General features: G+C 52.1%; 10 protein-coding genes. 4 read left to right on the plus strand and 6 right to left on the minus strand.

The window, feature by feature from the left end:
* The coding region (locus BL249_RS00005) for an IS1 family transposase (protein ID WP_241898819.1) at nucleotides 1-164 on the plus strand (164 nt) is incomplete at its 5' end.
* Here BL249_RS00005 and BL249_RS00010 read toward each other — a convergent pair.
* The 6 genes from BL249_RS00010 to BL249_RS00040 form a co-directional block, all read right to left on the minus strand.
* On the minus strand, nucleotides 161-598 hold the full coding sequence (locus tag BL249_RS00010; RefSeq protein WP_099706380.1) for a hypothetical protein: 438 nt from the start codon (nucleotides 596-598) through the stop codon (nucleotides 161-163). The two genes, BL249_RS00005 and BL249_RS00010, sit on opposite strands and share 4 nt — an antisense overlap.
* Nucleotides 591-3,218, minus strand: a complete 2,628-nt coding sequence (fimD, locus tag BL249_RS00015) for an outer membrane usher protein FimD (protein WP_099706381.1) — start codon at nucleotides 3,216-3,218, stop codon at nucleotides 591-593. The genes BL249_RS00010 and fimD overlap by 8 nt, the downstream gene beginning before the upstream one ends.
* 34 nt (nucleotides 3,219-3,252) lie before the next feature.
* Nucleotides 3,253-3,945 carry a fimbria/pilus periplasmic chaperone gene (locus tag BL249_RS00020; RefSeq protein WP_099706382.1) on the minus strand — a complete coding sequence of 231 codons (693 nt, stop codon included), beginning with the start codon at nucleotides 3,943-3,945 and terminating at the stop codon, nucleotides 3,253-3,255.
* Between the two features lie 37 nt (nucleotides 3,946-3,982).
* Nucleotides 3,983-4,576, minus strand: a complete 594-nt coding sequence (locus BL249_RS00025; protein ID WP_099706383.1) for a fimbrial protein — start codon at nucleotides 4,574-4,576, stop codon at nucleotides 3,983-3,985.
* A gap of 67 nt (nucleotides 4,577-4,643) precedes the next feature.
* Nucleotides 4,644-5,228, minus strand: coding sequence for a type 1 fimbrial major subunit FimA (gene fimA / locus BL249_RS00030; RefSeq protein WP_158233104.1), 585 nt, complete (start codon nucleotides 5,226-5,228; stop codon nucleotides 4,644-4,646).
* Between the two features lie 1,791 nt (nucleotides 5,229-7,019).
* Nucleotides 7,020-7,361 carry a putative quinol monooxygenase gene (locus tag BL249_RS00040; RefSeq protein ID WP_099706385.1) on the minus strand — a complete coding sequence of 114 codons (342 nt, stop codon included), beginning with the start codon at nucleotides 7,359-7,361 and terminating at the stop codon, nucleotides 7,020-7,022.
* A gap of 450 nt (nucleotides 7,362-7,811) precedes the next feature.
* Here BL249_RS00040 and parC point away from each other — a divergent pair, with 450 nt between their 5' ends.
* From parC to ftsP, 3 genes are all read left to right on the plus strand, one after another.
* A complete protein-coding gene (gene parC, locus BL249_RS00045) occupies nucleotides 7,812-10,091 on the plus strand; it encodes a DNA topoisomerase IV subunit A (RefSeq protein ID WP_099706386.1) in 2,280 nt (759 codons plus the stop codon).
* A gap of 126 nt (nucleotides 10,092-10,217) precedes the next feature.
* Nucleotides 10,218-10,955: a 1-acylglycerol-3-phosphate O-acyltransferase gene (locus BL249_RS00050; RefSeq protein ID WP_099706387.1), complete on the plus strand. Its 738-nt coding sequence runs from the start codon at nucleotides 10,218-10,220 to the stop codon at nucleotides 10,953-10,955.
* Between the two features lie 103 nt (nucleotides 10,956-11,058).
* Complete coding sequence (gene ftsP, locus BL249_RS00055) at nucleotides 11,059-12,480, plus strand: cell division protein FtsP (protein ID WP_099706531.1); 1,422 nt, start codon at nucleotides 11,059-11,061, stop codon at nucleotides 12,478-12,480.
* Nucleotides 12,481-12,506: the final 26 nt, after the last annotated feature.

Genomic DNA, 12,506 nt, shown 5'->3' on the forward strand with positions numbered 1-12,506 from the left:
AGCATCTGACGGGCAAAATTTTCACCCAACGCATTGAACGTAATAACCTGACGCTCCGCACCCGCATTAAACGGTTGGCTCGTAAAACAATCTGCTTTTCGCGCTCAGTTGAGATCCACGAAAAAGTCATTGGAGCGTTTATCGAGAAACACATGTTCTACTAATTGGAGGCATCACCCCCGCAGTTATCCTGTTCTTTTATTGCCACCGAAATATAATCATCGACTTTATTGAATTGCCAGGTGGAAGGTATAGTGCCGGCTGCTGGAATTGACTGGCCAGGATAGATAAACCATTCCTCACCACCATGATAGATTCCCTGGCGATAGTTTATGGTAATATAGTTTCCTATAATTTCCTGACTATTGATCTGATAGCCAGTTTTATTCTCTTCATGGGTTAAATTTGCGGTAATTTGCGTACTTAAAGGACCACACCCCTTGACGCAATAGCCTCCGCTTGTCCCCCTGGCAGAAGGTATTGCGCTAAAAAGCGTGACGATAGCCGTTAAAAGCAGAGCGCTTATTTTTATTGCAGTGTTGTGGCAGGAAAGAGCAGTAATACGCCTGAGCAATAGCATATCTTTTTCCTTATTCATTAATTGTCATCTGCGCGACCGCTTTTTTTTCACTGCCGGCAGGCAGCTGGTAGGTCATGTTACATCGCTCTGCAGGACCTTGGCCCCACACTACCTCCAGCTGGCCAGACAGAGCGATGCCAGTAAGATAGACCTGGCCGGATTCGTTGACTATCCCGCTGGCACCGGATGGTTTTTCGGTGACGACGGCGCCGAAAGGTAGCGGACGACCATGATGTAAGAGCGTCAGCAGGGCGCGTACGCCGGTATGCGTCCCGTATACCACGCGCACCAGTGCACCCAGTGTCGGTACCACGCTTTTTACGTTGTCATCCACTTCGGTGTGCATATCCAGGGAGTTGACATCCAGCGCCACCCGATTACGGCGGTACATCATGGCATAAGGCAGCACGGTGTAGCCTCGCCAGTCGGTTTTCACGCCGTTGGCATTTTCTACCCGCACGTCTTTAGCACCAGGCGCTTTAATCAGAACGTTGGTATCACCGAGTTCCTGGCTAAAGGTCAGTCCGTTGGCATGGGCCACTATGCCCCCCGAGAGACTCCAGTTTATATGGTGGTTATGACGGCTGTAACTGTAGGCTGCACTGCCCTGGCCGTAGCCGCCTCGCAGTGAAGCACTGGCAGTGCCACTGTTACCCGTCCTGTTACTGTGTTCCTGCATCACGCTGTAATTAAGGTTATGCGACTTTAACAATGAACCGCTTACCCCGGTCTGCATGCGTGTGACGCCATCCTGATCGCGGGTGGTTTGTGCCGTTGCGTACATGCTGTCCATTGCCCCATGTTCAGAACTATCCGGGAAGAGGAAATGGTTCAGCGGGATCGAGAGGTTGATCGAGAGCAGACGACTGTTTTCGGCCAGCCCGGTGCTGTGACTCACCGCATAGGAAAGGTTATAACTGATGCCGTGCCAGTCACTGGAGAAACCCGCCTGATACCATTGGTCTTTTCCAGCGTAATTCCAGTAGGTTTGTTGACTGCCCGACAGGTACAGCGACCCCAGTTTGCCAAGCTGCTGGGAAATGTTTACCTGAAAGCGGCCTTTCCGGCTACGGCGCAGATTGTGGTAACTCTGTGGGGCATAGTTATAGCCTTCATCGTCCTCTTTCCAGGCATACTGATAACCTTCCATTGCATTCCAGGCGACTTCATCAAGGGTGTAAAATCCGCGGGTGGAGTAGCGATAGCCCAGTAACTGGAAGTTGGTACCGAGGCTATTCAGGGATTTGTTATACAGAAAACGCAGCGATTGTCCCTGATGGCGGCTGTTATCGGCCAGTCTGCTCCAGGCGCTGGTCAGGTCGGCGGAAACCGCGCCCCAGTTACCGAGATTCTGCCCGATACCGGCGACAAGCGACTGGTAACGATTGGCCTGTTGCGTGCCGCCATACAGGGTATAACCCCCGCTGAAACCCCGTGCCAGGGTACCCTGCAGGAATACCGGTGCGTTTTTGCCCTGTGCGCCACTGCGGTAGCGTCCGGCAATCAGCTCGTATTTAATCCGTCCCTCACGCTGCAGCAACGGGACCGTGGAGTAGGGCACCGTATAGTGCTGGACGTCACCGGCGTCGCTTTCTACCGTGACATCGAGGTCACCGCTCGCGGAAGTGGGATTGAGATCGCTGATTTCAAAGGCGCCGGCCTGCACCGTGTCCTGATAAATGACATAGCCATTCTGGCGGATAGTGACTTTTGAGCGGCCGGAGGCGACGCCTCTGACAGTCGGCGCGTAACCCTGCTGGCTATCGGGATACATCGGGTCGGAGGTAAAAAGCCGCACACCGCGAAAGCCGAGGCTGTCAAAAATCGCGCCGTCACTGTTGCTATCGCCTATCACCAGCTCGCTTTTCAACGGCACCACCGCCCGCTGAATAAAAGTGGAAATATTCTGCCATCTGTTGCTGCGATGGCCCTGGTAATCTGAGTAGCTCCAGGAAGCGTTGTGGCGCAGGCGCCATGGGCCGAGGTTCAGTCCGCCGTTAAGATTGAGAAAATAATTTTTACCGCCAGTTCCCTGGTCGCCGTTCAGGGTGTAGTTCAGCAGCGCGGCGTTAATCCCCTCATCCCATTCTGCGGGAGGAATGTAACCTTCTACGCTATTGCGGATAACTGCCTGAGGAAATGACAGATTAAGACGCTGAGTGGAAAAATCGTAGTAGGATTGTGCACCGGGAAACAGCGTTCTGAAGTCGAGACACTGTGGATCATCGTCGTGCAGATTTTGTAATGCCGCCACCTGCTGGCTGTTTATTCCCAGTCGTTTCAGCCATTTTAGTGTCAGACAGGGCACCAGTCCGGTATTATCGCCGTTGGCTTTTGTTTTTTCCTGGCTGGTTTTCTCCGACGCGAGCGGCGGTTTTTCTGCCTCAAAGCGAACGCTGTGGGTGGTGATAAACCGATCGTTTAGCCACACATCCACCCGGTATACCCCCGGTGCCTGGCCGGCCCCGCTTTCAAAACGTGACAGATCGGCGACTTCCTGTCCGTTTCCCGACAGGAAGGCCGGGTTGAACCAGTCAGCGCCCTGGGCACATCCGGCGATAATCGCCAGCGCAAGCGCGGACAAGCGACAGCGCGAATTAACGCGTCTGACTCTGTCATGTACGGCGGAATGGTTCACTGCTGATTACTCCGGATGGCCGTTTCAGGCCGCGTTATGGCTGGCCAATTTGCGGGCTGGTCAGTGCGCCATAATCGTTGACGCTCTGAAAGCGAACGCTGCCTGTCGTACCGGCTGGTAGCGTCAGCGTTTTCTGTGACCGGGGCGAGACCATGGTATTTGGCAATTTTTTACCCGCGACCGTTAAATTGACCAGGGTTTCGTAGTAAGGCGTCGGATTGGTGATGGTCAGCCGGCCAGCGCTTTGCTGAAAACGCAAATGCCGGGAGGCTTCTGTTTTACTCATTGCCAGCTTGTCCGGGCGCATAAACAGTTTGATGCGTGACAAAATTGCCAGTTGCAGCGTGTTCTTTCCTTTAATGGCTTCTTTGTCGATGGCCGGTATCGCCTTAACGCTCATCCAGTAGACTTTTTCCCGGTCCTGTGGCAGCGGGCTGCTGGTGTACAGGATACGCAGGGTGTTTTCGCTTTTCGGCGCAGAGGCAAACAACGGTGGCGTAACGATAAAGTCACGAACTTTATTACCTTGCTGGTCTTCAACCCAGGTCTGAATAAGATAACGTTCGTGTGGGTCGCTGTTGGTCACCGACAGTGATGCCTGGTTGGCTGATTCCGGGTAGATCACCCGCGTTGCGCCAAGGCCAATGCCGCCGGCAAAGGCGCTGCTGACGCCAGCCAGACTGACGGTAATCAGTGCCAGAAAAATAACGCTTGTAGTGAACCTCATGATGTTGATACCTGTAAAATAGAATAACGGCTGACCGTCAGGGATAAACCAGCCTGAACCAGACTTCGCTGCGCAATTCACCAGGCCGTGGGTGACGGGCTGTTGCCTGGTAGCGGGCAGTGAAATGCATAATGGTGTTGCCGGCGAGGGGTAACAGAGACATCCCCGCAGTGTGATTTGGGATGATCGGGTCGCCGGCGCTGTCGGATAGCTGCAGACCCAGTCCACTGTCATGGGTGCTGTCACTCAGTCCAGCTGCGTTTCCGTCGTCAGAGGTCACCAGAAACAGATCCGGCGACCTGGGCGCGGTTGCGCCGTAAAAGCTGACGCTGATGTTTCCTGCCAACGGCTGATTACAGGCGGTCAGATGAATATCAAACGGGATCCTCACTGCGGACAAACTTCCAACGCCGGTAAAATCATCAGTACGGTAACGGCCCATATCTATTTGCATATCCCGGCGTTCTGCTGATATCACGCAGGTGCCTTCGGTCAGTGAGCCGCGCAGATGCAGTTCGCCACCTTTGATGGTTACCACGTGGTGACGGATATGACGGCCAGCTGCATTGCCCGTCATTGCTATCAGACTTAACAACACAGCCAGCATGCAGCCAGCATGACAGGGACGCATGGATCACCTCGCCTGAACGCCCCGGCCGGAAAAACATCGACCGGGGACACGCCTTGGTTGCAGCAATTTACTGATACTGCATGATAAAAGTCGCGTCAGCGTTGGCTTCACCTGCCGTCGGCGTTGCGCTGGTGGAAACGTACTGAGCGGAGAAACTCAGGATGTTCATACCATCAATCAGCTTGTGTGGCGTTGAGAAGGTGGCACCATCGGGGGTCAGTGCTTTGGATGATTCATCCAGAATCTGAATAGCGACTCCGGTAGCGGTTGAGGTATTACCCGAACCGGTATCGATAGCCAGCAGATCTTTTTTGACCGAATCCTGCTGTCCGATAAAAGCCATTGCCGCCGTGCTGGCGACGGTGCTGTCACAATCTTCCAGCTTAATTTTGAAGGGAACAGAACCGGATTTATCACCAATTTTCTTGAAATGGTGCAGGGTGTACTGGCCCATTGTGACAATTTGATCGGAGGAGTCAGAGCTGACCGCACAGGCCGCATCCACCAGGCTACCGCGGAAGTGTACGGTTCCACCGCTGACCGTCGTGGTTTTTTTATCGCCACCTCCGCCATCACCGTCTGCGGCGTGCGCGATCCCGGCGGACATTATCATCATGGTGCCAAAAATAACGGCCACTTTATTCAGTTTCATTGTGTATTCCCGTATTAATAAATACATTCCATTAAAAATCCTATTTCGTCCGGCCTGTACCGACGCGAAATAGCCTGAACATCCTGTCAAACAGCCAGCTAACCTTGTCCATAAGGTCAGCAAACAGAAACTGTCGATAGCGGTGAACAACAACAGGGTTATTTCATATTTTTCTTTTTGTGCGATGACGGCGCTAATGCTGCTGACGTGGTAAAACGTATTTGCACCCGTGACAGGCGATAAAACAGGCAGCACTTTCCCCTTAAAATAAAGGTAAAAGATAATGCTCAGTATAAATATACGCACTTCAGCAACGGGAAGCCTGAACAGGTATCCGCTTTATCCTTGAACGATAAATTTATTTTGTCCAGCAGGCCGGGCGCGAAAATTAACGGGGGATACGTGCTGTCATAAATTTACCCCGTAAAAAAAACAACGGCATTACCCAGAGCATGTGCGAAGAAAATCAGTCAGTGTAAAGTATCATTTATGCATCCCGCAGAATGGTCTGTCGGCTCTGTCCATAAAGCCGGTGATATAAATATAGTTAATCATAAGTGCCGCGCTGATGAACTACATCTTTATTTCATGCCTGCCTGATCAGGCATGAAATAAAGGCCTGCGCTGGAAAGGTACAACATTACCATTACCTTTTTTAGTCATTCACCCGGTAATTAACCCGCCGGATGTAACTTCTTATAATACAGTCAAGTTCCGTTGCAAGTTCCCGCAGCGGAATAAAAAAACTGCTTTTATTGTCATGCAAAGACAGGCATAAACCCAACTTGCTTCTGATATAGAGATAGTCACTGTCGTCCGGTTGACTGTGACACACTAACTTGAGAAAAATAAGAATATCATCAATCTCATCAAAATCATAGTTCTGCTTATTCAACCTTTCCGTTATCTGATTACGTGTCAAAATGTAACATGCTGAGGAGTCTTTTGTCACAGTCAAATTACCCCTCCCTGAACGATAACAATCCCTATTCGCCGCGATTTTAGCCTGTAATTAAGAAAAGTACATGCGTCTCAAAATATTGTTAATAACTCAAACTAATAGCTTGCACCCATTAAAATTGACATTTTGAATGTTTTTCTCTTTCAAGTTTTATCGCTCAGCTATTTATAACTATTTGATTGAAATAGATTAATATCAAACCTTTATTTATATGAATATTTCAAAAATTCTGATTTTACAGCCGGCAGATATCTTAGAAATAGAGAAAATTTATGTGATTTGTTTATGTTTTGTTCTTGTTTTTGTGAGAGAAAAGCGTTTTAAGCAAACAAATGATCAACAAGGTTTCCCGTCAGCATAGTTACCTGCTTTTACTGGCAGGTGGCTGTGAATATGAAATAAAGTGAGATGAAAAACTAAAAAATAAGAGGGTTGTATTATTTTACATTGCGTGGGTTATTTATTCAGCGGCGTAACACGCTTATTGAGTCGGCAATATTTTGCCGAGCTGATTGCGTTGATGACTGTTTAAAATTATTTTAGTTTTTTTGTTTTTCGTGGCGTATTCCAGGTCGGATTGTTGCCAGTACTTGGTTTTTTTTGTTTATTACCGGCCCGCGACAGGCATGCATATATTTTTTTATCCTGTTAACTTTTTTCATCAATTAAGTGCAATATTGCAGGTGGTTATGCCGGTGGCGGGTATAACCAGCTGAATGCGCATGTGGCGGGTATTGGCTTTTTTATTGCGCTCAGCTATGTGAAAAGCAAGCTGGGGCCTTCTCTGATGCAGCGTAGCAAACGCTGCATCAGATTGACTGAATTAGTGTTTATCCGCCGGCGACGTGGCTCGCTGGCTCCTGGCCATTCACCGGCTGCAACACGAAAATTTTCACCGCTATCACATCATCTTTGATATTTGCGCGATGGGCTTCCATATGGGGAGCCTGCTGGTGTTTTTCCAGATGGCGCAGTGATTCCCAGTGCTCCAGCATAAAAATGGAATGTGGAGAGTGTTGTTTCCAGGGGACCTGGGAAACGTGGTCTACCAGGAGCTGGTATTTGCTGCAACCTTCTTCATTCAATACCGTCGGCGTAATGTGTTCGATGGCCTGTATTACCCGGGCGCGCTGACCGGGATGAACACAGATTTCGGCAATAACGGTTAACATGGTGAGGCCTCCACGATTGGTTCTGTTTTATTTAAACAAAAATCAGTCTGAGATGAGTCTGATAACGTCAATATCACGTGCCTAGTCCGGTGGTTTGATCTCATCATTGCAGATGAATACTGGCAGAGCGGTCATGGCTGGAAACTGGCGGGCGTTATGAAAGTGCTGATAGACGCCACCAACACCCCTCCCCTGAATACACCGCCGGGGTTTGGTAAAGGCGTCTGACGGGCGCTCCAGCAGAGGAATAGCCTATAATTTTTTGTCGTCTGACCGGGCGCCTGAGCAATAATAACCCCGCTCAGGGTTGCGCCGGTGACCCGCTACGGGTACGAGGATTGTCCCACCGGCGCTGCGGGTAGTTTGTGACTAAGTGCGTCAGATAAGGTACTATCCTCGTCAAATCTGCCAGCGTCGCGCAACCAGCGTTTTGCCGAGGATAAAACAGTAATGAGTGAATTGACGCATGATGGGGGAGAGCGTCTCGCCCTGCATAAGTTTACTGAAAAAGCGTATCTGGATTATTCCATGTACGTCATTATGGACCGGGCGCTTCCCTATATTGGTGATGGCCTGAAACCGGTTCAGCGCCGTATTGTCTATGCCATGTCTGAACTGGGACTGAACGCCAGCGCAAAATATAAAAAGTCAGCGCGTACCGTCGGCGATGTATTAGGTAAATATCATCCGCATGGCGACAGTGCCTGTTATGAAGCCATGGTGCTGATGGCGCAGCCTTTTTCTTATCGCTATCCGCTGGTGGATGGTCAGGGTAACTGGGGGGCTCCGGACGATCCTAAATCGTTTGCGGCCATGCGTTATACCGAATCGCGGTTATCGAAATATGCTGAAGTGCTGCTGGGTGAGCTCGGCCAGGGCACGGTCGACTATGTGGCTAACTTTGACGGTACCATGGACGAACCCCGCATGCTGCCGGCACGCTTGCCTAATATTCTGCTTAATGGCACAACCGGCATTGCGGTGGGGATGGCGACCGATATTCCGCCACATAACCTGCGTGAGATTGCTGCTGCCACAATACAGCTGATTGACCGCCCGGAAACCAGTCTCGAAGCGCTGCTGGATATCGTTCATGGCCCCGATTTTCCAACTGAAGCCGAAATTATTACGCCGCGCGAGGAGATTCGAAAGATCTATCAGAGTGGTCGTGGTTCAGTACGTCAGCGCGCGGTATGGAAAAAAGAGGACGGTGCCATCGTCATTACCGCGCTGCCGCACCAGGTGTCCGGCGCACGCGTGCTGGAGCAGATTGCCAGCCAGATGCGTAATAAAAAGCTGCCCATGGTTGAAGATTTACGGGACGAATCCGATCACGAAAATCCGACGCGGCTGGTGCTGGTACCCCGTTCTAACCGGGTTGATATGGAACCGGTGATGAATCACCTGTTTGCCACTACCGATCTGGAAAAAAGTTATCGCATTAACCTCAATATGATTGGGCTGGATAATCGTCCGTCGGTAAAAAACCTGCTGGAAATTCTGCGTGAATGGCTGGTTTTTCGCCGTGATACGGTGCGCCGGCGTCTCAATTATCGTCTGGATAAAGTGCTGCGGCGTTTGCATATCCTTGATGGTTTACTGGTGGCCTTTCTCAATATTGACGAGGTTATCCATATTATTCGCACTGAGGATGAACCGAAACCGGTGCTGATGGCGCGTTTTGCCATCACCGAAACTCAGGCGGAAGCCATCCTTGAGCTGAAACTACGTCATCTGGCGAAGCTGGAAGAGATGAAAATCCGCGCCGAGCAGGCTGAGCTGGAAAAAGAGCGTGACAGTATCCAGGCAGTACTGGCCTCTGAACGGAAAATGGACGCACTGCTGAAAAAAGAGTTGCAGGCAGACAGCGAGAAATACGGGGACGATCGTCGTTCCCCGCTGCGTGAGCGTGGTGAGGCAAAAGCTATCAGTGAAGCCGAACTGGTGCCTTCAGAACCGGTGACCATTGTTCTTTCGCAAATGGGCTGGGTACGCAGTGCCAAAGGGCATGATATTGACCCGCAAGGGCTGAGTTATAAAGCCGGCGACAGTTTCCGTGCGGCGGCAAGAGGAAAAAGCAATCAGCCGGTGGTATTTATCGATTCAACCGGACGTAGTTATGCCCTTGATCCGGTCACGTTGCCTTCGGCACGCGGCCAGGGTGAGCCGTTAACCGGCAAACTCACGCCGCCGCCCGGCGCCGTTGTCGAACAGGTGTTAATGGAGGCGGAACAGCAGAAACTGCTGATGGCCTCCGACGCAGGCTATGGTTTTGTCTGTACGTTCAGCGACCTGATTTCACGTAACCGCGCCGGTAAAGCGTTACTGACTTTACCTCAGAATGCGAAAGTGATGCCGCCGGTGGCCATTGCCAGTGAGGATATTTTGCTGCTGGCGATCACCAAAGCCGGCCGCATGCTGACGTTCCCGGTGAATGAATTGCCACAGCTGGCGAAAGGGAAAGGCAATAAAATTATCTCTATTCCTTCCGCCCAGGCCGCCTCCGGTGAAGACGGCCTTGCCTGGCTGTTGCTGCTTGCGCCACACAGCGCCATTACGCTGCACGTTGGCAAGCGCAAGCTGACGCTGAAAGCGGAAGATCTGGCGAAGTTCCGGGCTGAGCGCGGCCGTCGGGGTACTCTGCTGCCACGCGGTCTGCAGCGTATTGATCGGGTGGATGTTGAAGATCCGGGACAGCCGGCTGAAATAACCGGTGATGATGCCGGATAACGTCGTGCGTCGGGCAGGGGGGGCTGTGCTCGCCCGCCCGGCAGGGTGGCGTTGATAGCCTGATGCCGTTGGGCAGTCTCTCTGCCCGTCGGCGCCTCCGGATAGCAATAAAAATTGAGGGTTGGAATGCTGGCACTTTTCCGTATTGTCGTCGTGGTTATCTATTCAATTCTGGTGTGCGTTTTTGGTTGTATCTGGTGCTTATTTACACCACGACAGCCTAACCATGTGGCGCGTTTTGGCCGGATGTTTGGCCGGCTGTCGCCGCTGTTTGGTGTGAAGGTGGAAACCCGTTTACCTCCCGGTGCAGGCCATTTTCCTAACGCAATTTATATCGCTAATCATCAGAATAATTACGATATGATTACCGCGGCTAATATTGTGCAACCGAACACCGTCACTGTGGGTAAAAAGAGCCTGTTGTGGATCCCTTTTTTTGGTCAGCTTTACTGGCTGACCGGCAATTTGCTTATCGACCGCGATAACCGTGCCAAAGCGCACACTACTATTACTCAGGTGGTAGAGCAGTTTAAAAAGAAAACTATCTCGTTCTGGATGTTCCCTGAAGGAACCCGCAGTCGCGGACGCGGGCTGTTACCTTTTAAAACCGGGGCTTTTCATGCAGCACTTGCCGCCGGGGTGCCGATTATTCCGGTGGTGGTGACTAATACGCACGAAAAAATAAAGCTGAATCGCCGGCGTAACGGCCTGGTTATTGTTGAAATGATGCCTCCCATCGACACCCGGGCGTTTGAAAAAGAGTCGGTGCGTAAACTTGCCACTCATTGCCGCGAGTTAATGTCTGCCAGACTGGATGCGCTGAACGCTGAAGTCGCCGAGCGTGAAGCCAGTGGTAATATATAAGCGACAGGCGCTTGCTGTGGATTCGTAATAACGCCCAGCTCAGCTTTACTATCTTAGAAAATGGAAGCAGCGCCTGATGGCGCTGTGGCAGTATGGAGTACTTATGTCTCTTAGTCGACGTCAGTTTATTCAGGCATCCGGCACGGCACTGTGTGCCTCGCTGCTGCCTGTTTCCGCGCGCGCCAGTGCCGGGGGCAACCCTTTACCGGTCCCGCCGCTGATTGAGTCGCGCCGCGGACAGCCAATATTTCTGACGTTGCAGCGCAGTCACTGGTCTTTTTCCGGCAGTCACGGCAATAAAACTCTGGTCTGGGGAATTAACGGCCAGTATCTTGGACCGACGGTACGGGTCTGGAGCGGCGATGACGTGAAGTTGGTCTGGAGCAATCGCCTGCCGGAACCGGTCGCCATGAGCGTCAGCGGCCTGCAGGTTCCCGGCGCGCTGGCAGGAGGCGCGCCGCGTCAGATGTCAACCGGTGCGGACTGGGCGCCGGTGATACCGGTGAGTCAGCCGGCAGCGACCTGCTGGTACCACGCCACCACGCCAAATCGTATGGCGCCCCATGTCTACAATGGCCTGGCCGGTATGTGGCTGGTAGAGGATGAGATGAGCCGCGCCCTGCAGCTGCCTAATCACTATGGTGTTGATGATTTTCCGCTGATTATTCAGGATAAGCGACTGGATAGTTTTGGTGCGGCGCTGTATAACCCGCCGTCTGACGGTGGATTTGCCGGTGATACTCTGCTGGTAAATGGCATACAAAATCCTTATGTTGAAGTTTCCCGCGGCTGGGTGCGCCTGCGCCTGCTAAATGCCTCAAATGCCCGCCGTTTTGAACTGACAATGAGTGACAACCGCCCCTTCACCGTGATCACCAGCGATCAGGGCTATCTGCCGGCACCGCTTAACATCCAGCAGCTTCCGCTGGCACCCGGTGAGCGGCGGGATATTCTGGTGGATATGAGTCAGGGTAATGAGGTGTCAATTACCGCCGGAGAGGCGCCCGGGTTGATGGAGCGCCTGCGCGGTTTCTTTCAGCCTTCCACCAGCCTGATGAATACCCTGGTGCTGACCCTGCGTCCGACCGGTTTACTGCCGCTGGTTACCAGCAATCTGCCGATGCGCTTGCTGGCGGACCAGTTGCTGGAAGGGGCGATTAGCCGTACCCGTGAGTTTCGGCTTGGCGATCGCCAGCCCGGCATAAACGGTGCGTTATGGGACATGCGGCGCACAGACGTGCAGACGCAACAAGGGGTTTTTGAACGCTGGATCATCCATGCCGATCTGCCACAGTCTTTTCATATACAAGGGGTCCGTTTCCTGGTGAAAAGCGTGAATGGCGCACCGGCGCTGGCTGAGGACAGCGGCTGGAAAGACACGGTGTGGGTGGACGGTGATGTGGAACTGCTGGTTGCGTTTGATCAGCCTTCGTCAGAGCATTTACCCTTTCTTTATTACAGCCAGACGCTGGAAATGGCCGATCGTGGTTCGGCAGGGCAGCTGCTGGTGATCCCGACGCCCTGAGCCGGCCTGTTGCCGGCAAAAGGTGA

Source organism: Erwinia sp. OLFS4 (genome assembly GCF_002752165.1).
Lineage (GTDB): Bacteria > Pseudomonadota > Gammaproteobacteria > Enterobacterales > Enterobacteriaceae > Izhakiella.